Annotated in this window: 23 protein-coding genes; 1 reads left to right on the forward strand and 22 read right to left on the reverse strand. The window is 32.5% G+C overall.

Annotated features, from left to right (window positions below; all coding sequences use genetic code 11):
• Nucleotides 1-20 precede the first annotated feature (20 nt).
• Nucleotides 21-941: a DUF6427 family protein gene (locus ACE939_RS13025; RefSeq protein WP_378186027.1), complete on the reverse strand. Its 921-nt coding sequence runs from the start codon at nt 939-941 to the stop codon at nt 21-23.
• 124 nt (nt 942-1,065) lie between these two features.
• On the opposite strand from ACE939_RS13025, the gene ACE939_RS13030 reads away from it, so the two are divergent.
• Nucleotides 1,066-1,296, forward strand: coding sequence for a uracil phosphoribosyltransferase (locus ACE939_RS13030; protein WP_378186028.1), 231 nt, complete (start codon nt 1,066-1,068; stop codon nt 1,294-1,296).
• Nucleotides 1,297-1,355: 59 nt separating this feature from the next.
• Here ACE939_RS13030 and purD read toward each other — a convergent pair whose 3' ends face one another.
• The 21 genes from purD to ACE939_RS13135 form a co-directional block, all read right to left on the reverse strand.
• Complete coding sequence (gene purD, locus ACE939_RS13035; protein ID WP_378186029.1) at nt 1,356-2,630, reverse strand: phosphoribosylamine--glycine ligase; 1,275 nt, start codon at nt 2,628-2,630, stop codon at nt 1,356-1,358.
• 64 nt (nt 2,631-2,694) lie between these two features.
• Nucleotides 2,695-4,041 (reverse strand): exopolysaccharide biosynthesis polyprenyl glycosylphosphotransferase, encoded by a 1,347-nt coding sequence (locus tag ACE939_RS13040; RefSeq protein WP_378186030.1) that lies wholly within the window; start codon nt 4,039-4,041, stop codon nt 2,695-2,697.
• A gap of 8 nt (nt 4,042-4,049) precedes the next feature.
• Nucleotides 4,050-5,027, reverse strand: a complete 978-nt coding sequence (locus ACE939_RS13045) for a UDP-glucuronic acid decarboxylase family protein (protein ID WP_378186031.1) — start codon at nt 5,025-5,027, stop codon at nt 4,050-4,052.
• Complete coding sequence (locus ACE939_RS13050; RefSeq protein WP_378186032.1) at nt 5,024-6,334, reverse strand: UDP-glucose dehydrogenase family protein; 1,311 nt, start codon at nt 6,332-6,334, stop codon at nt 5,024-5,026. Before ACE939_RS13050 ends, ACE939_RS13045 begins: the two co-directional genes overlap by 4 nt.
• Complete coding sequence (locus ACE939_RS13055; protein WP_378186033.1) at nt 6,335-7,057, reverse strand: WecB/TagA/CpsF family glycosyltransferase; 723 nt, start codon at nt 7,055-7,057, stop codon at nt 6,335-6,337. It abuts the gene before it with no gap.
• Entirely contained in the window at nt 7,023-8,027 is a 1,005-nt protein-coding gene (locus ACE939_RS13060) for an O-antigen ligase family protein (RefSeq protein ID WP_378186034.1), read from the reverse strand. The genes ACE939_RS13055 and ACE939_RS13060 overlap by 35 nt, the downstream gene beginning before the upstream one ends.
• 300 nt (nt 8,028-8,327) lie before the next feature.
• On the reverse strand, nt 8,328-9,716 hold the full coding sequence (locus tag ACE939_RS13065) for a hypothetical protein (RefSeq protein WP_378186035.1): 1,389 nt from the start codon (nt 9,714-9,716) through the stop codon (nt 8,328-8,330).
• Between the two features lie 30 nt (nt 9,717-9,746).
• Nucleotides 9,747-10,979, reverse strand: a complete 1,233-nt coding sequence (locus tag ACE939_RS13070) for a hypothetical protein (protein WP_378186036.1) — start codon at nt 10,977-10,979, stop codon at nt 9,747-9,749.
• 33 nt (nt 10,980-11,012) lie between these two features.
• A complete protein-coding gene (locus ACE939_RS13075) occupies nt 11,013-12,254 on the reverse strand; it encodes a polysaccharide biosynthesis C-terminal domain-containing protein (RefSeq protein WP_378186037.1) in 1,242 nt (413 codons plus the stop codon).
• Between the two features lie 22 nt (nt 12,255-12,276).
• Nucleotides 12,277-13,293, reverse strand: coding sequence for a pseudaminic acid synthase (gene pseI, locus ACE939_RS13080; RefSeq protein WP_378186038.1), 1,017 nt, complete (start codon nt 13,291-13,293; stop codon nt 12,277-12,279).
• The gene (gene pseG, locus ACE939_RS13085) at nt 13,280-14,764 is read right to left on the reverse strand and encodes a UDP-2,4-diacetamido-2,4,6-trideoxy-beta-L-altropyranose hydrolase (protein ID WP_378186040.1); all 1,485 of its coding nucleotides are present in this window, start codon (nt 14,762-14,764) and stop codon (nt 13,280-13,282) included. Before pseG ends, pseI begins: the two co-directional genes overlap by 14 nt.
• A complete protein-coding gene (gene pseF, locus ACE939_RS13090; RefSeq protein WP_378186041.1) occupies nt 14,742-15,455 on the reverse strand; it encodes a pseudaminic acid cytidylyltransferase in 714 nt (237 codons plus the stop codon). Before pseF ends, pseG begins: the two co-directional genes overlap by 23 nt.
• The gene (gene pseC / locus ACE939_RS13095) at nt 15,448-16,599 is read right to left on the reverse strand and encodes a UDP-4-amino-4,6-dideoxy-N-acetyl-beta-L-altrosamine transaminase (protein ID WP_378186043.1); all 1,152 of its coding nucleotides are present in this window, start codon (nt 16,597-16,599) and stop codon (nt 15,448-15,450) included. Before pseC ends, pseF begins: the two co-directional genes overlap by 8 nt.
• Nucleotides 16,592-17,614: a UDP-N-acetylglucosamine 4,6-dehydratase (inverting) gene (gene pseB, locus ACE939_RS13100; protein ID WP_378186044.1), complete on the reverse strand. Its 1,023-nt coding sequence runs from the start codon at nt 17,612-17,614 to the stop codon at nt 16,592-16,594. Before pseB ends, pseC begins: the two co-directional genes overlap by 8 nt.
• 85 nt (nt 17,615-17,699) lie before the next feature.
• Entirely contained in the window at nt 17,700-18,557 is an 858-nt protein-coding gene (gene rfbD / locus ACE939_RS13105) for a dTDP-4-dehydrorhamnose reductase (RefSeq protein ID WP_378186045.1), read from the reverse strand.
• On the reverse strand, nt 18,550-19,101 hold the full coding sequence (rfbC, locus tag ACE939_RS13110; RefSeq protein WP_378186046.1) for a dTDP-4-dehydrorhamnose 3,5-epimerase: 552 nt from the start codon (nt 19,099-19,101) through the stop codon (nt 18,550-18,552). Before rfbC ends, rfbD begins: the two co-directional genes overlap by 8 nt.
• 3 nt (nt 19,102-19,104) lie before the next feature.
• Nucleotides 19,105-19,959, reverse strand: coding sequence for a glucose-1-phosphate thymidylyltransferase RfbA (rfbA, locus tag ACE939_RS13115; RefSeq protein WP_378186047.1), 855 nt, complete (start codon nt 19,957-19,959; stop codon nt 19,105-19,107).
• Between the two features lie 19 nt (nt 19,960-19,978).
• The gene (rfbB, locus tag ACE939_RS13120) at nt 19,979-21,007 is read right to left on the reverse strand and encodes a dTDP-glucose 4,6-dehydratase (RefSeq protein ID WP_378188452.1); all 1,029 of its coding nucleotides are present in this window, start codon (nt 21,005-21,007) and stop codon (nt 19,979-19,981) included.
• 6 nt (nt 21,008-21,013) lie between these two features.
• Nucleotides 21,014-22,015: a hypothetical protein gene (locus tag ACE939_RS13125; RefSeq protein WP_378186048.1), complete on the reverse strand. Its 1,002-nt coding sequence runs from the start codon at nt 22,013-22,015 to the stop codon at nt 21,014-21,016.
• Nucleotides 22,016-22,018: 3 nt separating this feature from the next.
• On the reverse strand, nt 22,019-23,713 hold the full coding sequence (locus ACE939_RS13130; protein WP_378186049.1) for a DUF6909 family protein: 1,695 nt from the start codon (nt 23,711-23,713) through the stop codon (nt 22,019-22,021).
• Nucleotides 23,714-23,738: 25 nt separating this feature from the next.
• Entirely contained in the window at nt 23,739-25,238 is a 1,500-nt protein-coding gene (locus tag ACE939_RS13135) for a GH3 auxin-responsive promoter family protein (protein ID WP_378186050.1), read from the reverse strand.
• Nucleotide 25,239 lies beyond the last annotated feature (1 nt).

The raw sequence follows: 25,239 nt of genomic DNA on the forward strand, positions 1-25,239 counted from the left end.
TGATAAAAAAAGCATGTTGGTTAAAATAAAAAGAAGAGAAATGGTAAACAAGCAAAAAACCAAAGATGAATTTCTTTTATTAGCTTAAAACCGATCAATTGTAAGTAAGTTGCGCCCATAATTGCCAGGGGGGCTATAATAAATATCAATTCTGAAGTATCTTTATTAGGAGATATTGTTATAATAATACTAGCTATAAGTACATAACCAACAACTAATTTCATCAAGGGTTTATATACATTGGGTCTGTTAGAAATATGTAAAGCATAGATAATTACAAAAAATATAGTACAAATTGAAAGTGTACCCAGTGTGAAAAAATGCGCTCCGTTTAATGTATTAGCAAAAACATCATAAGATACTACAGCATTTTGTACTGGCATGTAGAATCTGTCAAAAAAAAGTAGTGTAAAGCAATTAGCCAGAACATAGATTGTTATTAAACCAATGCCTGGAACAAACCAATTTCTGTAATCTGATGAGCGAAAGAAATATATTCCTAAATAAAGTAACGCTATAAAACCGATACTCCAAAAATAAATTATACTTGCCAAACCTATACATAAGGAAGCATTAAAAATCTTAGCTTTAGTTTTTGTATGATTCATCATATCTACCATTTGAGAAAACGAAAGTAACATAAGACTACTCGCAACGATTTTATCTGGGTGTGCTATGGCTTCAGGAACCATACCTAATAAAGAAACATACATAAGTAATGCATACGTACCTTTATCAGTTAAACTACCTTTTTTGAGAATCCAATGAAATAGGCCTAAACTAATTAGACATAAAAAGATTCCCGAAAAAAAATATAAAATTTGACTATTAGATACTTCAAAAATTTGCTTATTTGATACTAATAATGCCATTATAACTAAGTATAGTGAGATGACTATAAAGTTAATAGGCTTAGATTTGGATAAAAAGGTGGATAACACTACTATTTTTTATATTTTTGTGTGCGACAAAGAATAGAGTATGTCGCTGTTTAATTAAATACATTTATTATAGACTACGTAAAGCAAGATACGTTTTACTTTTTATAAAATATATACTTATACCATGAAAGACTTATTTGAAGGAATTGAATCTCTTTTTGTTGATGTGCTTTTTCTACCGTTTGATGCGTTGAGAGCATTAGAGCTAGAAAGCTGGGGTGCTGCCAATATTTTAAACTGGTTATTTATGCTTATAGGCTTTGTTGCTTTTGTTTATTGGATGAAACAATTAAAGCATTTTAATGATACTAATGAAGAGGATCGTGATCCAACTGCACATTCTTTTTTGAATTAAAAAGAGTAATTCAAAAATCTAAAAAAGCCGTACTTAAGATAGTACGGCTTTTTTGGTTGTTAGTTTAAATCAAAACCAAGATCTTTTCGATAGTAAATTCCGTCAAAATTAATCTTAGCGACTTCGTTATAGGACTTTTTAAGTGCTTTTTGAAAATCAGTATGCAAGGCAGTTACTGCCAAAACCCTTCCGCCATTAGTAACGACATTACCCTCTACTAGTTTTGTTCCTGCATGAAATACGATCGCATCAGAAACCTGATCAATTCCTGTAATTTTCTTATTCTTTTCATAATCTTCGGGATAACCTCCAGAAACGGTCATTACTGTTGTCGCACTTCGAGTATCTAAATCTAAAACAAATTTATCAAGTGTATGGTTCTCTAAACTGTCTAATAACTGTACCAAGTCATTTTTGATTCTGGGTAACACTACTTCGGTTTCAGGATCACCCATACGCACATTATATTCAATCACTTTTGGCTCATCACCTACTTTGATCAATCCAATAAATATAAATCCTTTGTAATCAATATTCTCTTTTGCCAAACCATCTACCGTGGGTTGTATGATATTCTTTTCGATTTTGTTCATAAACGCCTCTTCTGCGAAAGAAACGGGTGAAATAGCCCCCATACCACCGGTATTAAGTCCAGTATCACCTTCACCTATTCGTTTGTAATCTTTTGCTGTCGGCAGTGTAATATGATTTTTACCATCGGTTAGAACAAAAACGCTTAGCTCAATACCTTCTAGAAACTCTTCGATCACCACCTTTTCACTAGCAGTGCCAAATTTTTTATTGGTTAACATATTATCAAGTTCTTGTTGCGCTTCCTCAAGGCTTTCAAGAATTAAGACTCCTTTTCCTGCTGCTAAACCATCTGCTTTCAATACGTAAGGAGGATTCAAAGTTTTTAAAAACTCTTTACCTTGTGCAACCGTTGCAGCGGTAAAACTTTGATACGCTGCTGTAGGGATATTGTAGCGCATCAAGAATTCTTTGGCATATTCTTTACTGCCCTCTAATCGAGCTCCTTCTTTTGAGGGTCCGATTACTTTGACTTTGGCTAAAGCCTCGTCTGCAGCAAAATAATCTTTAATACCGAGTACCAAAGGATCTTCTGGCCCTACCACCACCATACTAATATCTTGGTCGATCACCAATTTCTTAATGGCTTCAAAATCTGTTACTGCAATAGCGATATTGGTTGCTATTTCATGCGTTCCTGCATTTCCTGGTGCCACGTAAAGCTTATCACATAATTCGCTTTGTGCTATTTTATAAGCAAATGTATGTTCTCTTCCTCCTGATCCTAGTATTAAAATATTCATGTAACGGGTTTTGATAATTTGATATACTTAATGTATTGTATTTTTGTGTATTAGTATTAATTATCTAATACGCTTTTTCTTCACCTTGCAAAGCATTCATTACGGTTAAAACGATAATTTTAATATCCAGTAATAATGACCAATTTTCTATATAGAAAATGTCATATTTCACCCTATTTATTATGTCTTTTTGAGTTTCAATCTCTCCCCTAAAACCGCTTACCTGCGCTAAACCAGTAATTCCAGGTTTAACAAAATGCCTTACCATAAATTTATCAACACGTTGTAAAAATTCTTCGTTGTGTTTGACCATATGAGGCCTTGGACCCACCACAGACATTTCACCTTTAAGAACATTTATAAATTGTGGTAACTCATCAATACTAGTCTTACGTATAAATTTACCTATCTTGGTAACTCTATTATCCCCTCTAGTTGCTTGATTTACACTAGAACTAGGTTTCATTGAACGAAACTTGAGACAATAAAACTCACTGTAATCTATTCCATTTCGCTTTTGCTTAAAAAATACTGGTCCTCTGGACTCAAATTGCATCAGAATTGCTAAGAGTGGCGTAAGCCACGATAATATGAAAATTAAAACGAGCAAAGATAATAGAATGTCAAATGAGCGTTTGGCAAACTTATTAATAGTGATATCTAACGGGATCTCTCGAAATGACAAAACTGGCACATACCCGTAATAATTAAAAATCAATTTTTTGGTAAAAATATCTTTATTATCAGGTATAAATTTTAAGATTTTGAGGTTGTTGTCTGTAAAACTAACAATTTCCTTAAGTTGATTATTTGATAATTCTGCAATGGAGCAATACACCTCATCAATTTCATTTTCTACGATATAATCAAAACAAGCTTCTAAATCAAAACCCTCATTTTTTACACAAAACTGCTTTTGAAATTTATATCCAAAATCTTGTCTTGTATTAAATAATTTAATTAGTTGATTTATCTTTTTATTATCTCCAATAACAACTACTCTTCTAATATTGCCTCCAAAAACTTTCCGATATTTGAATAAAAGAAACCGAATTAAAAATTTGAAAAAAGTTACCAATATTATGATGGATATAAAATATTTCCCCATCTCAAATCTACTGATACCTGGTTGTTTGAAAAACCCAATAAAGGCATAAAGAATAAGCGCAAATATCAAAAATTGCCTTATTAATGATGCCAGAATTTGAATTATTTTGGAATAGCGTTCGGTATTATAAAATTCATTTTTAATAGATAAGATTATCCAAACAGAAGTAATGTATATAGAGAAAAGTGTATAATTCGCTATATTTACTTTAAAAAAATAAATCGTAAAATTTAAAATAAACAAATCAACCAAACAGAATAGCGGTTTTATATAAACTGAATATCTTCCTGATTTACTCTTCATTAGATAGTCTATATTTTATCAAAATTACGATGTTCGCTCTTAGAAAGTGCTTCACTCGAAAACTCTTTGAAAAAAGCTAATGTTTCCCGCATACCTTCTGCTCTTTTAATCGTAGGTTCCCATCCAAGTAATTCTTTAGCTTTTGTAATATCAGGTTGACGCTGCAACGGATCGTTTATAGGCAAGGGTTTATAAACAACCCTTTGATTTGACTTCGTAAGTTTAATGATTTCTTCGGCAAATTCTTTAATTGTTATTTCGTCAGGATTCCCTATATTAACCGGATACACGTAATCAGTATGTAATAATCTAACAATACCTTCAATCAAATCATCTACATAACAAAAAGAGCGTGTTTGTAAACCATCACCAAAGATCGTCAAATCTTCACCACGTAACGCTTGTCCGATAAATGCGGGCACTACGCGTCCATCATTTAAGCGCATTCTGGGACCGTACGTATTGAAAATTCTAACAATACGTGTATCTACCCCATGATAGGTGTGATATGCCATGGTGATTGACTCTTGAAACCGTTTAGCCTCATCATACACTCCTCTTGGTCCAATTGTGTTTACATTACCAAAATAATCTTCATTTTGAGGATGGACAAGTGGATCCCCATATACTTCGCTAGTAGAGGCTATCAAAATTTTAGCGTTCTTATCCTTGGCAAGACCAAGAAGGTTATGTGTGCCTAACGACCCTACTTTTAAGGTCTGAATCGGAATTTTAAGATAGTCGATAGGACTTGCTGGTGAAGCAAAGTGTAGGATATAGTCTAAGTGCCCAGCAACATGAACAAATTTTGTAACATCATGATGATGAAATTCGAAATTGTTTAATCTAAAGAGATGTTCTATGTTTTTTAGATCACCTGTAATCAGGTTATCCATGGCAATAACATAATATCCATCTTTTATGCATCGATCGCACAAATGTGAACCTAAAAACCCTGCTGCTCCTGTTATAAGTACGCGTTTCATGAAATAGCTTTTCTGCCTATAGAAATATAATCAATATTTTCTTTTTGAATATCAATAAGATCATACAAGTTACGGCCGTCAAAGATAACAGGATTCGTTAACAATTCCTTTATTTTTTTGAAATCAGGTGTCCTGAAGATACTCCATTCGGTACAAATAATAAGTCCGTCAGCGTTTTCTAAAGCCTCGTACATCGTTTTAGCAAAATGTATTTTATCACCATATTTCTTGGCCACATTTATCATAGCTTCCGGATCAAAAGCTTTGATCTTAACTTCCTGTTTCAACAAATTATCAATGATGTCTAATGCAGGAGCCTCTCTAATGTCGTCAGTTTCCGGTTTAAACGCCAAGCCCCAAACTGCTAAAGTTTTTCCACGAAGTGTACTATCAAAGTACTTATTGATCTTAGGAAGCAAAGAAACTTTTTGATTCTGATTCACTTGTATGACAGAATTTAAAATCTGGAAGTTATAATCTACTTCTTTCCCAGATTGATGTAGAGCTTTTACATCTTTTGGAAAACAAGAGCCACCGTACCCAATTCCTGGAAACAAAAAACGTTTCCCGATTCGAGAATCTGTACCCATGCCTATTCGTACCTTATCTACATCTGCTCCCACCAGCTCACAATAGTTTGCAATCTCATTCATAAATGTAATTTTGGCAGCCAAAAACGAATTTGCAGCGTATTTAGTAAGTTCTGCGGATCGTTCATCCATTATTAGTATTGGGTTACCAGATCGTACAAAAGGTTTATATAATTTTTGCATTGCTTCGATCGCTCGATTAGAACTAGCTCCAATAACAATACGTTCAGGTTTTAAAAAATCGTCTACCGCGAACCCTTCTCTCAAAAATTCTGGATTAGAAACCACATCAAAATTGCACTTTGCATTTTTTGATATAGCATCACGAACTTTCTCTGCAGTACCTACAGGCACCGTGCTTTTATCAACAATAACCTTATATTCTGTAATCAGATGACCAATCTTGTCAGCCACATCAAGCACATAGGAAAGATCTGCAGATCCATTTTCATCCTCAGGTGTTGGTAAGGCTAAAAACACTATGTCGGCATGTGTGATACCTTCTTCTAGACTGGTGCTAAAAGATAATCTTCCAGCTTTAATATTTCTATCGAATAAGGTGTCTAAGTGTGGCTCGTAAATAGGTACAAGCCCATTTCGCATTTTTTGAACTTTCTCCTCATTGATATCAACACAAATAACATCATTACCGGTCTCTGCCAAACATGTGCCGGTAACCAAACCCACATACCCGGTTCCTATTACTGCTATTTTCATTTAACTGTTTTTAGGTTTTAGAAATTTATAAAACATAAGATCTTTTATAAAAAGAAATAAGGCAATTGGATAATGCCAAAAGTAACGTTTAAACAATTTGGGCTCATCAATTATCCTATATAACCATCTCAAGTTGTATCTATCATAAAACTGCGGATAATACTGAATTCCTGCAGCCGTTTGATGAATAAACCCACCACAAGTATATCCTGTGCCCTCCCAACCCAAGTTCCTTAATTCAATTAAAAAATCTTCTTGGTAGGGTGTTCCCATACCAGCTATAACAATTTCAGGAGACAATGCTTTTATCTCTTCTAGAGTCTTTTGTCGCTCTTTTATATTTTGAAAATAACCATGTCGCCAACCTTTTAATGGTAAATTAGGATACGTTCTTAGAATAACTTCCCTAAACTGTTGAATTGCTATTTCGGTAGAACCAACAATATAAATCATTTTTTGATCTGCAATAGCGTTAGCAAAAACCTTTGGGGCAAGAGATGTCATATCAAAACTATTTCTTTGAATTTTTATCCCAAATGTTTGAAGTAGTTTAACGAGAGATATTCCATCAAAATAAATTATATCAAAATGCATAAGCACTTTTGATTTTCTTAATAATTTGTATGAATAAGGATTCAAGAATGTACATAACGCTGTACTAGGAATATCTCGTCCTAAACTATCAACCTTAGTCTGCTTTAAGATATGATTGATTGTTCTCATGATATAATAAGTATGACCAGATAAAGGCAACGAAGATAAAACCTTTGTGAGTGACTAACAAAGATTCAATAAACATTATCGAGAAGATAATTAATAAGAAGAAGATTAAAATAAAGTTATGATTGAGAATCCCATGATACAACGATACGCCTAGAAGTGTTAAAAATATTATCAGATAAATAAATCCTCCACCTATTAGCATTTCAAAATATTGATTATGTGCGTGATACTTATTTTTGAATTCCCAAGAGTTTGAACTTCTATTTTGCTGTAAAGTGGTAAGTTCATTACCTACACCGTATCCTAGAACAGGTCTGTTTTTAATTACATTAAGAGAAGTTTTGTAATTTCTAATTCTTGAAGATTCTCCATCAATATTGGAAAAAAATTCCCCTCCGCTATTACTTAAAACGATTAAAAAGCAAGCAGTCATACATGGTATTAAGACCGCAATATTACGTTTCAATAATTTTGGATTATATTTTGCCATAAAAAACCCTACATTTATAAGTAAAAAAACAATCCCTCCTGAGAGAGAGAAATAAGTAAGATGAAATAAAATTAAGAGAGCTATTATAATAATTAAAAGTCTAGCTGTGATATTCTTCTTACTAAAAAGAAACAAAAAACTCACATAGCAAAAGTTCAATAACATCCCATAAATAATCGGATTTGAATCAACAAAATCTTTCCATGGTATTACGTCAATTCTGGTGAACAAAAATTGTAAGTTCTCATTATACATACTTTGTATTCCTACGAATAACCTGAAAAAGCCAGCGATAGATACTCCGGCGAATAGTGAAAAAGTCAATATACTTATATGTAGAACACCTACCGTTAAAACATGAAAAATAATTTGGAATAAGATAAATAAAAATAAGAATGATAATCTACTTCCCTTAAAACCTTCTGTAAATCCATTAATTACCAAACTAAACAAAGCTAGGATTAACATTGTAATAGTCAATACAAAAATTTTAGATTGACTTGTCTTCAACAGAAATAGTTCAGAAAGTTTTTTAAAACTCCTTTCCTTAAAGGTTGAATAAAAAAACAGACCAATGATTAATATCAAAACTTTGCTATTCAAATCCTCTTTTAAAGGGATAGTAAAGGGAAATATCATCCAAAAAAATGTTTCCAATTTAAAGTTTCTTACTTTCATCTAATAAAAATATATCTGAGATATAATATAATCGTTTGCTTAAAATATAATTTTCTTCTTTATCAAAATGAATCTAGAATAAAGTTACTAGACAGCTCGTTCTTAGGGTATTCTCTCTTTTGTATTGGTAAAACTATAGTTCAATCCTACCAGAAACATAACAAGCCCGAACGCATAAGGAGAGAATGCTTCTTCTTGAAATATTCCCTGAACAAACAATACAACCGTTAAAATTTTTAAAATTCTAATGTGATAGTTATCCGATTTTATTTTACTTACAAGGTAAATTATCACTAGGAAATAAATTATATAAATAATTGAATATATTCCTAAACTTGAAAATAATACTCCATAAACACTCTCACTACCATTCTGAAATCGTGTCCAATATCCTAAATCTTTCAAGGGCTTTCCATTCCACGAAGTAAGCAAAATATCCGATACATTTCCCGAAAACCCTATACCATTACCTAAGGAAGACAGGTATCCAAATCCATTTACTAGACCTAAAATATGTTCATTATCATTTAAATACCCTAAAATAATAAAAGCAGTTGTGAAAAACCCATAAATTATATAAGCGAGAGATTTTGATAAATTCGTTTTATAAATTAAAAAATATAATAGAACTATAAAGAAAATCAAAAGGAGAACTCCTTTTGAATTAACCGCTAATATAACAGTCATAAGAATCAAAAAAAACTTAAATTTATGCTTGGGCCAGTAGAAATAAAATCCTAGAATTGTCAAAAAGTATCCTAGAGATATCATGCTTTTAATCAATGATCCTATGCGAACGGCCTTTAGATTAATCCATGATATATTAAATAAATTATGTCTCCCATAAAAATTTAATAGCTCATCCCAATTATTAATACCTTTCTTTAATTTATAATACGGAAGTTCATTTAAAAGGTAACCTACTGGTTTAGGAAAAAAAACTTGGAAAAAAGCTATTATGGCACATATTATAAATAAATTTTTCAAAGAATTAAATAAAAAATCCTTTTCTATTCTTTTTGAAAAGTACAATCCAGCAAATAAAGCAAAAATAGGTGCCGTGAAAAGCCTCAGATAAGATGCACTATTTTTAATTCCAAAGTGAAACGTTCCAAAGATAAAAAAAGCTAGAAGTAACAAACATATTGATAGGGAGACGTTCATGAAATCTATTTTTCTCAAACTCATTTTATTTTCGATGATGTAAACCAAAAAAAGCATACCTAAAGCAAAAAAATTCACTCCATGAAGAAGATTAAAGGAATCTATCGAATTAATAAATCCAGAAAAAATGGCAATAAAAGTATTTTGAAATAGACCAAAAATTAAAAAATATAAATAAAATAATTTTGGTTTTCTCCGAAGTAAAAAAAGAAGAGAAGAGAAAAAAGCTAATCCTAAAATTAAATTAAATGTAGCTATAAAATATGTCAAAATGCATATAAAAAGTGCCGTGAAAAATAATGTAGTAAACTCCTTTTTAAATTTCATAATACAGGATAATGAAAACCAAATATTAAATTAAATTTCATTCTGCATTTGATTGATCAACTTTTCAATGTTAGCTGATATCAATTTAGCACTGTTTTTGGTTTTTTCTGATAAAAAACGATTATTAGAGTTTGGTATTTTTATTTTATTTTTAAAAATTGTATCCTTTATAACTTTTTCCAAATCTTCGACCTTGAAAATTTTCTGAATATTTTCATGTCCTAAAAAGCTTTCTTTAAATTTCCAATAGGGAAAGTTTAACATCATAGAATGCACTATGATTCCTCTAATATTTCCTTCAACAATAGCCGTAGACATGTTACTAAGAAACAAATTATATTTTTTAAAACTTTCAGACATTGATTCATTAACTACTAAACAAACATTTTTATGAGCTTTATAAATCTCATAATCTTCAATACTTTCTCTAGGGTGTAATTTAATATATAATTTAATAATATTTGATGGACTAAGTTTAGAAATAATTGATATAATAAGACGAATATCTTTATGTTGATTTGCATCATAATATGATAATCCATGCCACTTATACGCACTAGTAATAAAACAAATAGAATTATTAATCATTTCTAATGATTCATCTTCTTCCTTATGAAAATGATTACTCATTCTTGGTAAGCCATATGAATAAATAGTGGTTTGTTTATTTTTATAAGATTCTAATACTGATTTAGAGTGTTCACCAATAGTATATATTTCAGAGACTTTACTGGATCCTATAATACTTGGTAAAAACGGGTTCCATTTTTTACCAGAAAACATGATTGATAAATTCTTAGAAAATGTTTTATAAAAGTATTCTTTCAAATCCTCAAATTTTTGGTTTGAATATCGAATAACATCCCAAAATTTAAATGAATATTCACTAATCAAACCATCTAAAATTAAAATTGATGGCTTACTTCTTTCTAATGCATAGTATGTAACTAACCTTTGAACAGCTCCATCATTGCCGAAGACAAAGAAATCATAATTCTCGGTAAGTTCTTTAATGTTAGCTTTTATTGAAAACAAAAACTTTATTCTTTCAAGACCCGTTAATTTATAAAAAGATTTTTTTAAACTCAGAGCATCTATATTGATTGGCTTTTCATTAAAAAAGTATAGTTTTTGATGGTATGTACTACTTGTATTTATAAACACACATTTAAAGCCTTTTTTCTTCAATTCTTCAACCACGGGTAACATATTGAGCACGTGTTCCTGATTTTGCGGAAAAAGCAAGATTTTCTTATTGAACATATAAACTTAAGGCTTAAAAAAAATTAAAAAGAATCACCACCACTCGGATATCATTTTTTTCTCGAATCTTCTTTTAATAATGAAAAGCATAAAATTACTAAATAATAATGATATTGCTGCACCATAAACTCCAATGGTTGGTACTAAGAGAAAATTTAAAGTTATATTCAAAACACAAGCAATCAAAGTTGCTTTAAGAATCATCTTTTCTTTTTCTGCTCCTACTAAGACAAAATGACTATAAAAGCTGAGGTTTGAAAATAAAGTGCTTATTATTAATATATAAAAAATAAGAATTTTATCATACAATTCTTCCCTGTTTATATAATTCAAAAAAAGAGGTAGAAAAGCAAAAGATCCTACGGTGTAAATTCCAACAATCACAAATGTTTTGGAAAATATTGTGTTTTTAGCTTTATTTAATTCATCAACTTGTTTCATATGAACTCCTTTTATTATGTCAGGATATACAAAAGAAACATACATAGTAAATATCATTACGTTTACTACATTAGTTATTTGAAAATATAATGAATATATTCCTAATTCTTTTTTGTCCAAAAAAAATGCGATTAGATATCTATCTGAAAACTCTATTATTTTTAAACAGATCGTAGATAAAAACATTGCCAATCCTACTAATACTCCTTTTTTTATCCACCTTAAATCAATTTTTTGTTTAAAAAATTCAGTAATATTCGGATAGAAATAAAAGCCACAAAAACATGATAAAAAAGCACAGACAAGCCATAGTGATACAATATTAATTAAAGAAATCTTAAAAGGGGTTAGAGTTAAAAAGCCAATGTCTAGAATTAAACACCATAACCCTGTTCTGATAAACAATAATATATTTGCTAAAAGTGGCTTTTTCAACGCAATGTAATATCTGAAAAACTCTTGGCCTAAATGTTCAAATATTATTAGCAAAAACAAAACCCAAAATGGCACAATATCTACATTGAAAATTTTATATGCGACGTAAAAAAAAGGTAGAGTTAGTAAATAAAAAAACGAATAAAAAGTTAAAGAGTTCTTAAGATTATAAATCTCTGAATCAGATTTTTTAACAATCAAACGATTTGCATAAACATAAAAGTCTAAACCGAAAAATATTACGAGTAAAGTGACTGTAGTTGAAATAAGAGTATATTCACCCTGGAACTGTAATGAAATATTTTTAGTGATGAAGAATGTGAGTAAAAATCTAGCTCCTATCCCCGAGATTCTTACAATAAGAGTGAAGAGTTTTATTGTGTTCAGTTTACTAAACATTTTGTTTAAGAAATGCACGGGATTACAAAAACATTTCCTTTATCAAAGGAGTTCCTTTATCAAAATCTCCAGTAAATTTTTTGCCAAGTATTTCATTATAATATTTAGGGTGTAACCCAAATCCTGGTCTTACTGAACGTACATTTTTCTCTGTTACCAAATCCCCTTTTTTAACATCTTTTGAGATAAAAAGTGATCTAGAGAACTCTCTGCTTTTTTGCTTTTTTGCTGTCATTTCGTAATCAACCTTGCCTAACATAACTTCAGCTAATCGAACAGCCTCTACCATTTTTTTAAATTCTTTTTCATCCAAAGAAAAATGCGCATCCGCACCACCAATCTTCTTGTCTAAAATAAAATGCTTTTCAATTACTTTAGCACCCAAACAAACTGCTACAACTGGTGCCTCAATACCCATGGTATGATCCGATAATCCAGAATTTACACCAAACCTTTTAATTATATCTGGTATAGTCAAAAGGTTAGCATCCTCTGGAGATGCTGGATAGGCAGAAGTACATTTTAAAATTGTAATATCACTATTACCTTCACTTTTACATGTGTCAATAGCCAACTCTATATCTTCAAGAGTTGCTATTCCCGTAGAAATAATAATTGGTTTTTTTTTTGATGCAATATATTTTATTAATGGAATATCTGTAATTTCGAAAGACGCAACCTTATAAATGGGTGTCTTAAGTTCTTCTAAAAAATCCACAGCAGTTTTGTCAAAAGGCGAGGAAAAACAAATCAACCCTTCTTCTTCAGCCACCTGATACAACTCTTCGTGCCACTCCCACGGTAAAGACGCTTCCTTATATAAATCATGTAAATATTGACCGTCCCACGCTGTATCCTGAGATATTTTAAAATAATCATTCTTTACATCAAGTGTTATGGTATCTGCTGTATACGTTTGTAATTTTATTGCGTCTGCTCCCGCTCTTTTCGCAGCGCGTACTGTTTCCTTCGCAATATTTATATCTCCTCCATGGTTAGCAGATAATTCTGCTATTATAAAACACTTATTTAAAAACATCCCTTTTTTCTAATTTATATACCAAACTATCATGACCGCTAATAATTTCTTCTTTAAAATAAATATAGCCTGCATTCTCAAACGATTTTACGGAAGCTAAATTGTCGACTTTAATATAAGCCAAAATAGGCTTTTCATATTCTTTAAAATAGAGATCAGCAGATTTTTTTAAAAAGGAACCAGCCAACTTTTGACCTCTAAATTCTTTTGATATCAAAACGCCAACCGATGCATCATCATTCTTTATTTCATACCTAATTATTCCTGCTGGAATGTCATTCACCATACCTACTAAAAATAAGGTATTTTTATCAAATATCTTTTTAAGAAACCAATTTTTATGATCTTCTAATTTTATGAAATTAGATTGATAAGAGTTGTGACGAACTATCTCATCATTTGACCAGTCGTATATTCTCATCATGTCATCCTCACAGGCCTGACGAAAAGAAAGGTTTAAGCCATTAACGGCCCCCAAAATCCTCACATCACTTTTACCATCGAATAACTGTTTCTGCTCATACAGAAATGAGGTTAAACTATTTGTTGTTATGTCGAGTACATCCTTAATTTTACTCTGAAAATCCTCGATTTCATATTTTGAAAAATCGCCTCCATCGATAACTACGCTTTTCTTTACTAGTTCTTTATAAATATTCTTCTGATTATCCACATAAAAACCACTAAGTATTGGCATTTTTACAGAACATAACTCATAGCAAATAGTGCTGGCCGGTGCTATTGCAAAATTACAAGATATCATTAATTTAAGTAGCTGACGTTCTGATAAATTACTATAGATATGTAGTTTGCCTAAGTAATTTTCTCGTAACTTATAGATTTCTTTTTCAGAATACGCTGCTCCCAAAACTACATGTATCTCTTTGATCTGTGCAATTGACAATAATGCTTTTGTTGCTTTTAGAGACAAATTAAATTTATCTGATCCACCAAAACATACAAATGCACGATCTATTTTTTTTACAATCCTATTTTGCTTTGCAGCTTCCAAAAATGAAGGTCTCAAAAGGGCAAATTTTGTGCCTAATAAAAATTTTGAATAGTCCTCACTATCAAAGTCAGAAATAGTAATAGATGGAGAGTGATTAATTACAATGTCGGCAAACATGTGTTCTTTTGCCAGATCATCTATATACACCAAAGAAAAATCAAGCATTTTGATACTCTTTTGATAACTTGTTGAAAACTGATAACCATCGGCTATAATAATATATTCTTTAGCGTTATAGTGTTCTGCTAGCCATTTTGGTTCTTCATCAATATTAATTTCTTGCGGAATAACCTGTATTGGACACCCCTCAGGTATCACTTCTATTGTGGATGACGCATGGGTGAGATAGCTGTACTGATATGTATTTCCTAACATTTCAACTAAAGCAAATAAACGATACATGTGTCCTAATCCTATTGTCTCATTACCATCGGCTCTAAAAAGAATCTTCTTTTCCATTATCACGTTCAAGCATTAGTTGATATTTTAATTCTGCTAACTTCCAATCTGTTTCTGTATCAATATCTTGAGCTTCTAATGGTGAAATAACTATTGCCCCAGAGTTTGAAGTAAATAACGTTCCTGTCGCCAAAAATGCTTCAACATCAATCCAATAATATTGTCCTGTATCATGAAAACGTTGGGGTAAATCTTGAGAACGACTATTCAAATGTTCTCTCATTACCATTTTTATCTTTCCTTCTTCAAATTCTAAACTTCGTTGTATCGGATAAGAAAATTCTATTACAGGAAAAACAACATCAAGCTTTTTTGATACCAGTTCTTGAAATCCTTTTTTAATTTTATTTGAGTTTATAAAAGGAGCTGTAGGTAGTATACAACAAATTTTTTCATATGTTTTGCCGCAGTTTCTGTACTGCAATACAACTTCCTTAACAACGTCTGAAAGTGTTGCAAAGTCGTTTGCGTTGTGCTCACTTCGTAAAAAAGGTACTTTAGCTCCGTACTTAATCGCTATATCGGCTACATCACTATTATCTGTAGAAACCATTACCTCATCAAATAGATTAGAATTCAAAGCAGCTTCTATAGAGTTTGAAATTATGGGTTTACCCAAAAATAATTTTATATTTTTTTTGGGTATTCGCTTACTACCTCCTCTTGCCGGTATGATTGCTAAGTTAGCCATGTACGAATGATAATACTTTATCAATAACAAATTCTTGCTCCTCCTCTGTCAACGTAGGATACATTGGTAGACTAATACAAGAATCGTAATATTTTTCTGCATGCGCTAAATTAGCGCCTTCATATCCTATTTTTTTGTAATATGGAAGCATATGAACAGGAATGTAATGTATTTGAGCATACACACCATGTGCTCTTAGAAACTCGTACAATCCTTTCCTGTTTTCACATTCAATAACAAATAAGTGATGTGCATTGTAGAAACCCTTTGGCAAAAACTGAAATTTCACTTTATTACCAAAAGCTAGTTTATAAGTGTCCGCAATGTTGTTACGTCTAATAACGCCATCCTCATTTTTAGCCAATTGTGTAATACCTAGAGCAGATTGCATGTCAGTTAATCTATAGTTAAAGCCTAGTTCTTGCATTTCATAAAACCAACCTCCATGATCTTCAGACATATTATCTTTAGTTATACCGTGTGTTCTAAGAAGTAAGAGTTTTTTATAGAGTTCTTCAGAATTCGTGGTAATCATACCTCCTTCCCCACAAGCTATGTGCTTTACAGGATGAAACGAAAACACGGCTAAATCTGCATAACTACCGTTTCCACAACGGTTTGCTTGACCTTTTGAATTGATAAAATATCCTCCAGGTGCGTGACATGCATCCTCAATAATCCATAAGTCGTGTTCATTAGCTAAATTTTTAAAGGATTCTAGATTTACAGGGAGTCCCGCAAAATCCACTGGAATTAAACCTTTAAAAAAGCCTTTCGGTTTTGATTCAATTAATTCTCTTACACTGTTAATATCCAACAGATATGTTTCTGGATCAATATCTGCAAACCAAACTTCCCCGCCTGCAAACCTTACACAGTTTGCTGATGCAGCAAAGGTTATCGGAGTTGTTATCACCCGCTCTCCTTCTTTTAATCCTAAAGCAAGAACAGAAAGATGTAAGCCAGAAGTAGCGTTATTAACTGCTACTGCATATTTTGCTTCAACGTAGTCCGCAAATTTTTGCTCAAATTCTAATACTTTAGGGCCTTGAGTTAAAAAATCAGATTGCAATGTTTTGATAACCGCATCTATATCTTCTTGTTTGATAGATTGTCTTCCATAAGGTATCTTAAACTTACTCATGTACTATGAAATTAGGATCAACATATTCCTTCACCAGAGCTCTTAAACTTTCAATTGTTTCCCATTCTGTATTATTTCCAGAATTATAAGAAAATCCTTTCGGTACATACTTCCCATCATATTTGCTTTTATAATCTTCAACATTAAAATTAGGTTTTTGCGGTAAAATGGCATAATATTTACCCAAATCTAAAGTATTGAACGAATCTGAAGCTGTAATCATTTCTTCGTGAATTTTTTCACCTGGTCGAATCCCCACAATTTCTTGTTTACAATTAGGCGCTATAGCAGTCGCAACATCTGTTATTTTATAAGATGGAATCTTTGGTACAAAAATCTCACCTCCCCAAGCATTGTCTATCGCATAAAAAACCATCTCACAACCATCCTCAAGCGATATGTTAAAACGAGTCATTTCTTTATCTGTAATTGGCAAAACTCCTTCTTCACGCTTTTTTAAAAAAAACGGCATAACAGATCCATTAGACCCCATAACATTACCATAACGAACAACAGAGAAACGAATATCTCGTTTTCCTTTAATATTATTTGCTGCTATAAACAATTTATCCGAGGTCAGTTTAGTTGCTCCATATAGATTTATAGGTGCTGCAGCTTTATCAGTTGACAAAGCAACGACTTCTTTTACTCCAGTTTCTAAGGCTGCATTAATAACATTTTCTGCACCTAAAACGTTAGTTTTAACACATTCCATAGGATTATATTCTGCAATATGGACATGCTTCATTGCCGCAGCATGTATGACGATATCAATACCTTCAAAAGCTCTTATTAGCCTGTCATAATCTCTAACATCACCTACAAAATAACGAATCTGAGGGTATGTATTCTCTGGAAAATCCATACCCATTTGAAAGTGTTTTTGCTCATCTCTAGAGAAAATCACCAATCGTTTAACATTTGGAAACCGTTCCAGAATAAGTCTAGTAAATGTTTTGCCAAAACTACCTGTTCCACCGGTGATTAAGATTGATTTTCCATTTAAATCTAGCATAATTAGATGATTTTATTTTATATATTATTATTTTAAATTCCGAATCTAACTTGACTTAACGATAATTAATTTGAGTCGATCAAATTTAATCATTTAACGTATTTAATGATTCTTGCCAATTTGATAGTTTTGATTCAAAAAACTCAGTTATTTTTTGCTTACTCAAAACACTATAAGCTGGTCGCTTTGCAAAAGTAGGATAATTATCTGTGCTTTTAAGGGTGATTAGGCCTAATTGATTGTTCTTTTTTAAGATTTCTTTAGCAAAATCAAACCAAGTAGCCTCTCCTAAATTACTAAAATGATAGACACCATACTCCTTAATATCCTTCACAATAAGATATAATATAAAGTCCGCTAAATCATTCGCATTCGTTGGTGTTCCTTTCTCTGCAGTTGTTATTGTTAACTCTTTTACATTTTTTGATTTTTCCAGAATGGTTTTATAAAAATTTTTACCATGTTGAGAATATAACCATGAAGTTCTAATAATAAAGAATTCAGTCAATAATTCCTGCACATACAGCTCACTTTGTAACTTAGACTTTCCGTATACATTGATAGGGTTGGGAATATCGGTTTCTGTATACGGTGTATCTTTAGTCCCATCAAAAACATAATCAGTTGATATATGAAGCAACTTGCTATGCTGTGCTTTACAGATCATAGCAAGCTTTTTAACACCTTCAGCATTAACCAAAAAGGCTTTCTCTGGCTCTTTTTCGGCTTGATCTACATTGGTATATGCTGCACAATTAATTATGTATTCAAATTTTTGATTTAAAAAGAAACTATTCAAGGACTCATCATTTGTAATATCCAGCTCTTTTGAAGAAGCAAAAACCATCTTATATCCCGCAAATCGATCTTGGATATCATAAATGCATTGTCCTAATTGTCCTGACGCTCCAGTAATTAATATTGTCTTTATCGAATCACTCATAGGCTTTTATTTGATCAAATGTTGGCAAAATCTGATCTTTATCCGAGAGTTTAATTTCACTAGCAGAAAGTCTCCAGTTTATGTTTAGAGTCTTATCGTTATACAATATACCAGACTCTGAAGACTTTTGATAATAATTATCACATTTGTAAGCAAAAACGGCTTGTTCACTTAAAGTTACAAATCCATGTGCAAAACCACGAGGTATATATAGCTGCTTATTATTTTTATCGTTTAGAACTACCGCAACATGTTTACCATAAGTTTTAGACTCTTTTCTAATATCAACTGCAACGTCTAACACCTCTCCATGAATGACTCGTACTAATTTTGCTTGCGCATATTCATCCTTTTGAAAGTGTAGCCCGCGTAATACGCCAAATGATGACACAGATTGATTGTCTTGAACGAAATCTGTAGAAACCCCTGTAAGCCTATTAAAAAGGTTTTGATTAAAACTTTCAAAAAACACCCCTCTATCATCAGCAAAAACAGCTGGCTTCAGTATGATACAGCCCTTTAAAACAGTTCTCTCAATCTCCATATATTATAATTGTTTTAAATATGCTCCGTATCCACTTTTGAGTAAAGGCTCGGCCAGTAGGAGTAACTGTTCTTTATCTATATAGCCCCGTCTATAGGCTATTTCTTCGATAGCTCCAATTTTTAACCCTTGTCGCTTTTCTATAACCTGTACAAATTGTGAGGCTTGCATCAAAGAATCAAATGTTCCTGTATCGAGCCATGCTGTGCCTTTATCCAAAATTGTAACGTGTAACTTATTCTCTTTGAGATATGCGTTATTTATGTCTGTAATTTCTAATTCTCCTCGTTTACTAGGTTGAATTCTTTTTGCCTTTTCAACCACCGAATTATCATAAAAATAAATTCCAGGAACAGCATAATTTGACTTAGGAGTCACTGGTTTTTCTTCTATAGAAATTGCTTTTCCATCCGAGTTAAATGAAACTACCCCATACCGTTGAGGATCTTGGACATGGTAGGCATAAATAATTCCACCATCAGGGTCATTGTTCTCTTCTAACAGCTTATCGAGACCCGATCCGTAAAAAATATTATCGCCTAATATCAGCGCCACCTTATCCAGCCCGATAAATGATTCCCCTATAATGAAAGCTTCAGCTAATCCGTTTGGCTTGTCTTGAACGGCATATTGAAAACTACAGCCATATTGCTGACCATCACCTAACAGTTTCTGAAATAGAGGTAAATCCTGTGGAGTAGAGATAATGAGTATTTCATTAATTCCGGAAGCCATTAAGGTAGCTAGCGGATAATAAATCATAGGTTTGTCGTAAATTGGCATTAACTGTTTGCTCACAGATAAGGTCAATGGATGCAATCGTGTACCTGAACCTCCAGCTAAAATAATACCTTTCATTACAAAACTTGTTTGATAATTATTTGTTAGTATACTTTTTGAGATACCATTTTACAGTTTTCTCTATACCTGATTCAAAACTTTCTAAGGCGTTCCAGCCCAAATCATTTTCTATCTTAGACGCGTCAATCGCATACCTAAAGTCGTGTCCTGGACGGTCTGTAACATATGATATTAAATCTTTGTATGATAAAGAGTTCTTTCTTGGTTGCATAGCATCCAAAATCTCACAAATCTGATTCGCTATATAAATATTTTCGCGTTCATTCTTTCCGCCGATCACGTAAGTCTCACCGAGGGTTCCTAAATTTAAAGCCAAATCAATACCTCTACAATGATCCTCTACAAATAGCCAGTCCCTTACGTTTTTGCCATCTCCATAAATTGGTATTTGTTGTTCAGCTAATGCTTTTCTTATAATGGTAGGAATCAACTTTTCATCATGTTGTCTCGGACCATAATTATTTGAGCAATTTGTTGTTACAACTGGGAATCCATACGTGTGAAAATAGCTACGTACTAACATATCTGCAGATGCTTTGGATGCGCTATAGGGACTATTAGGTGCATAGGCAGTATCTTCTGTGAAATAACCTTTTTCACCCAAAGTTCCATATACCTCATCGGTCGAAATGTGAACAAAACGTGCATCTTTATAATCTGGTTTGAGCATTTTTGGTTCGGACATCCAAAACTTATAGGCTACCTGAAGCAGTACATAGGTTCCTACAATATTAGTATCAACAAAAGCACCTGGATTCACAATAGAATTATCGACATGTGATTCGGCTGCAAAATGAATCACCGTATCAATCCTATACTTTTTAAATAAGTTCTCTACCAAATTATAGTCACAAATATCTCCTTGAACAAAATGATATTTGCCATCGGTGTTCTCTACCTCATCAAGATTGGAAAGCTCTGCTGCATAGGTTAACTTATCCAAATTTATAAGAGTCGCATCCAAATGGCTCTTGGCCATATAGTTTATAAAATTAGATCCAATAAAACCAGCTCCCCCAGTTATTAAAATAGCTTTTTTCAAAATTCTCTTTTAATCAGGTTGATTCGCAAAATTATTCATCCTTTCAAAAAGGAACTTTAGAAAATACATACCAATAACAATCCCACAAAGTACAAAAGGTAGTATAAAGAGCAATCGCCTATTTAAACTCTTTTTCTGCTGAATAATATCTCCATAATTTACAGTTGCAAAAACTTGTTCTCCCAACAAGATATTTCTTTCTAATTCATTAATACTTTTCAATAACTCCTCTTTCTGTTCTAACAAAGATGCTACTGTAAATGCTTTTCCTTCTTCCGCAATTACTATTGTGTTTTGACTGCTTTTATCGGCATTTGTTTGATTTAAAGCTTTTAAGTATTCATTTGTAAATAATAAAGATGCTTGACTCTCAACAAGACTTTTCTTATACTGCCTAATTTTTAAGTTTGCTATTTCCTGAAAATATGAATTCGTCTTAAAATAATCGAGTACTGTATTTGTTAGCTTTTCGTTAAAGCTGTTATTTGATTTGAAAATAAAAGTCAGACGATGGTATTTATAAAATTCCAAATATTTCTCTTCTTTCAATTGATCCTCATCGTAGGCTTCCATTATTTGTTCGAAGAATTCTTCATCCTCATAGCGTTCTTGTAGGTGATCTAAAACAGCCGTTGCTTGTACGATGGGTTCTAACGTAATTTCTTTTACGTTTTCAATCTGCTCAATTGAGATCCCTATTTTCTGAAGATTCTTTTCATCATTCAGCATGTTTTCTTTAAAATCCTCTATAAAATCATATAGAAACTTAGTGGACTCATAATTGGGTTCTAAAACAATTTGCTGAACATATTCAAATTTTGTCTCTCCAGAATTATCAATAAAATATCCAGCTACAGCACCAACAACAAATAAACTAATGAGTAATATTGCCTTTTTCTTAAAAAACAGTAGCATCCGTATAAACAATCGGATAATCCGTTTAAAAAACGTTCCGATCATTTTAAACAACTGACCTAAGTCAATTTCATCATTTGATTGGGTTTGATTCATAATTTATTTCTGTGTAAATATTTGTTCTATGATTTTTTCGGTGATTAAGTATGTTGGTTTCACTCCTGAAGTTCCTAATCCACCTGAAGCTAAAGTGCTTCCTGTCTCCAACGGATTATCTGAAGCATAATACGCATAACGTACTTTAACTTTTTCATTGATACTTCCTCTCAGTTTTGAGGCGGATTGAATCGCTTTTTGATAGTGAGCACCTTCCATCTCTAGCCCTATAACATTCCAAGTAGATTCGTGAAAGAATTTTAAAATATCTCTATTTTGCAAAGACGTTCCCAAAACCGTGATCATAGTACCATCAAATACTTTAATTCCTTTTCCTTCTAAATCTTCCTTTTTCAACCCATTTTTAAATGGATAATTATCGGCTGTCCCTTCAAAAATGTGCGCTGATGGAATCATGATGTCGCCTTTTCCACCTTCAAGAATTCCTGCTTTACCCATGATTGAAACAGATCTAACATCCAAATAGCTTTTTGTCTCATCAATAGCTACATACGGCTTTAGTAATTCGTCCATGGTTTCATAAGCTTGTTCTCCAAAAGCATAATCCATGACAATAATTACTGGCATATCTCCAGCCTTTTTTTCGCTTAATAAGGGTGTTAATAACTCGTCTTCATATTTTGATATATCAAAAATTTGAACATTTATGTTGGCTCCACTTTGATCTTCAATATACGTCATTCCCTTTTGGAGCGCAAGTTTTTCGACTTTTGCCCGCAATTTATCACTTTTAACATCACTTAGTAATTCATATACTTGCAGACTGGTCTTATTTTTTGACTCGGTCTTTAGTGCTGTTGAGGCATATAGTGAATTCATTACACTATGCATGTTAGCACTAATTACATGAATCGGGCGATCTAAAAGGTTTAACTCTTTCAGCTTATCTTTAATGGTTGTTGCCCATAATTCACCATGAATATGATGTCCTAAGCGCTCTCTCAAAACTGGACTAAACGTTACTATTCGTTTACGGTCATGGATAGATTCTTCGATTGCTAACTTACCTAACCAATAAATAATATGTAAAAAACGTTCTTTGTTTTCTACACAGGAAAAGTTTCTATAAATAGCAGAAACCTCAGCAAATGTTCTCCCAAGAATATTCGCGGTATGGGTCAAAGCAATTTCACGCTCGGCCTGTGTTAGTTCTTTTGAAGATAATACAGCATTTTCTAATTTTTGCCAATCTCGCGTTACATTACCTTCTTCATTAATCACCACCCGTTTCATTATTTTATGGGATTCGATAAATAAGAATGTAAGGTGTGTAAGTATGTCATAAATTTCTGATCGGCCTCTTGTAATTTCAATATTCATTTGTTCCTCATCAATACGATAGCAATTACGCCGTCTTTTGGGAGGTATGATTGGTTTAAAATGTGAGTTTTTATACCCTTCGTCACTGGTAAGGTTAATATAGCGACATTCTTCGATACCTAATGGTAACCTATCTATCACGTATAAAAGTCCACTTAATTCGACTTTTTCTTCGGCAATAGAACCATATATCTCTGGACGCAGGGTAAGGAGACCTTCTCGAAGTGTATCACCAGAGATACCCATGGGTTTATAAAACCCACGATTGAATAGATGCCGCATAGTTATATACATGCGTTCTATAGCGCCTGAGCTTTCTTGAGCTCTCGTTCTTCCCTCTAGTTTAAGATTTGCCATAAATTTTTACGAACAAAGATATAATTTATTTAGCGATCAAACTTACCAGCACATCAGCGATTTTTCGATCATTTGACAAACGCGGTAATTTATTTTGACCTCCCAACTTACCTATTGATTTCATATAGTGATTAAAGCCATTGGCTGGCACACTTCTTATTTCGAGTCTCCTAAGCATTTTTCCCACAATTAAATCATCATAATAACTGTTTTGAGCACGCAATTCGTTGTCAATTGCTTCGGCTAATGCGTCAATATTTTCTGGTTGTTCTTCAAATTCAATAAACCACTCATGGTATGGTAATGCTCCATCCATAGGATTTATTTGAGGTGCAACTGTAAATTCTTTTATAATAACACCCGTTTTATTAGCCCCAACTTGTAGTGCTTCCTCTACTTCTTTACCAATTACATGCTCTCCAAAAGCTGATATGAAATGTTTAATTCTCCCAGTAACTATTACTCTGTAGGGTTTGGTACTGGTAAACATAATGGTGTCACCTATGTTATAACCCCAAAGTCCTGCATTAGTTGATACTAATAGTACATAGTTAACATTTGTCTTTACCCCTTCTATAGTTAGTCGTTTGGGATGTTTATCAAAAAAAGTGTCTGCTTGTATAAACTCATAGAACATACCTGAGTTGAGTTGTAATAACATTCCTTTTATACCCTGTTTGTCTTGAAAGGCAAAAAAACCTTCAGAAGCGGGATACAGTTCTATACTTGCCACCTTGCGCCCAATCAACTTTTCGAATGTTGCACGATATGGTTCATAATTAACACCTCCATAAATAAACAATTCAAAATTGGGAAACAGCGTTCCAATTTGTTTTTGTGACTTCTCTTTTAACCGTTCAAAGTACATCTGTACCCAGGGTGGTATACCACTGATAACGGTCATGTTTTCGTGTATTGTTTCCTTAACTATGGCATCAACTTTTTCTTCCCAATCATCAATACAGTTGGTTTCCCAACTAGGCATTCTATTTTTCTGAAGATATTTTGGAACATAGTGAGCTACAATACCAGATAAGCGCCCTAAGTTAATTCCGTTTTTTTTGGTTAACTCTGGACTTCCTTGTAAAAATATCATTTTGCCATCTACAAAGTTTGCGATTCCACTTTCTGCAACATAGCAAAGTATTGCATTACGTGCAGCGTTGATATGGGTAGGTATCGATTCTTTTGTTAAAGGTATATACTTTGCGCCGCTCGTTGTTCCCGATGTCTTTGCAAAATACAATGGTTTACCAGGCCAAACCACATCAACTTCTCCTGCAACAACTCGATCCATATAAGGTCTTAATTGCTCATAATCTCTGACAGGAACATTGTTAACAAAATCTGTATGATTTTTAATGTTTTCAAAATTATGATCCTTACCAAATGCTGTAAATTTGGCTGTTTTAATAAGCTTTTTAAAAATCTTATCTTGTGTTTTGATAGGGTCATTAGACCACTTATCAATTTTACGTTGGATGTATTTGGCAAAAACCTTTGCTCCTATTGATTTAAGTGACATA

It is taken from the genome of Aquimarina rhodophyticola (genome assembly GCF_042434915.1).
Classification (GTDB): Bacteria; Bacteroidota; Bacteroidia; order Flavobacteriales; family Flavobacteriaceae; genus Aquimarina.

Excerpts from the sequence above, each read along its gene's own strand:
- ACE939_RS13030 (WP_378186028.1), top strand. The coding sequence starts at position 1,066 with ATGAAAGACTTATTTGAAGGAATTGAATCTCTTTTTGTTGATGTGCTT.
- purD (WP_378186029.1), bottom strand. The coding sequence starts at position 2,630 with ATGAATATTTTAATACTAGGATCAGGAGGAAGAGAACATACATTTGCT.
- ACE939_RS13040 (WP_378186030.1), bottom strand. The coding sequence starts at position 4,041 with ATGAAGAGTAAATCAGGAAGATATTCAGTTTATATAAAACCGCTATTC.
- ACE939_RS13045 (WP_378186031.1), bottom strand. The coding sequence starts at position 5,027 with ATGAAACGCGTACTTATAACAGGAGCAGCAGGGTTTTTAGGTTCACAT.
- ACE939_RS13050 (WP_378186032.1), bottom strand. The coding sequence starts at position 6,334 with ATGAAAATAGCAGTAATAGGAACCGGGTATGTGGGTTTGGTTACCGGC.
- ACE939_RS13055 (WP_378186033.1), bottom strand. The coding sequence starts at position 7,057 with ATGAGAACAATCAATCATATCTTAAAGCAGACTAAGGTTGATAGTTTA.
- ACE939_RS13065 (WP_378186035.1), bottom strand. The coding sequence starts at position 9,716 with ATGAAATTTAAAAAGGAGTTTACTACATTATTTTTCACGGCACTTTTT.
- ACE939_RS13070 (WP_378186036.1), bottom strand. The coding sequence starts at position 10,979 with ATGTTCAATAAGAAAATCTTGCTTTTTCCGCAAAATCAGGAACACGTG.
- ACE939_RS13075 (WP_378186037.1), bottom strand. The coding sequence starts at position 12,254 with ATGTTTAGTAAACTGAACACAATAAAACTCTTCACTCTTATTGTAAGA.
- pseI (WP_378186038.1), bottom strand. The coding sequence starts at position 13,293 with ATGTTTTTAAATAAGTGTTTTATAATAGCAGAATTATCTGCTAACCAT.
- pseG (WP_378186040.1), bottom strand. The coding sequence starts at position 14,764 with ATGGAAAAGAAGATTCTTTTTAGAGCCGATGGTAATGAGACAATAGGA.
- pseF (WP_378186041.1), bottom strand. The coding sequence starts at position 15,455 with ATGGCTAACTTAGCAATCATACCGGCAAGAGGAGGTAGTAAGCGAATA.
- pseC (WP_378186043.1), bottom strand. The coding sequence starts at position 16,599 with ATGAGTAAGTTTAAGATACCTTATGGAAGACAATCTATCAAACAAGAA.
- pseB (WP_378186044.1), bottom strand. The coding sequence starts at position 17,614 with ATGCTAGATTTAAATGGAAAATCAATCTTAATCACCGGTGGAACAGGT.
- rfbD (WP_378186045.1), bottom strand. The coding sequence starts at position 18,557 with ATGAGTGATTCGATAAAGACAATATTAATTACTGGAGCGTCAGGACAA.
- rfbC (WP_378186046.1), bottom strand. The coding sequence starts at position 19,101 with ATGGAGATTGAGAGAACTGTTTTAAAGGGCTGTATCATACTGAAGCCA.
- rfbA (WP_378186047.1), bottom strand. The coding sequence starts at position 19,959 with ATGAAAGGTATTATTTTAGCTGGAGGTTCAGGTACACGATTGCATCCA.
- ACE939_RS13125 (WP_378186048.1), bottom strand. The coding sequence starts at position 22,015 with ATGAATCAAACCCAATCAAATGATGAAATTGACTTAGGTCAGTTGTTT.
- ACE939_RS13130 (WP_378186049.1), bottom strand. The coding sequence starts at position 23,713 with ATGGCAAATCTTAAACTAGAGGGAAGAACGAGAGCTCAAGAAAGCTCA.
- ACE939_RS13135 (WP_378186050.1), bottom strand. The coding sequence starts at position 25,238 with ATGTCACTTAAATCAATAGGAGCAAAGGTTTTTGCCAAATACATCCAA.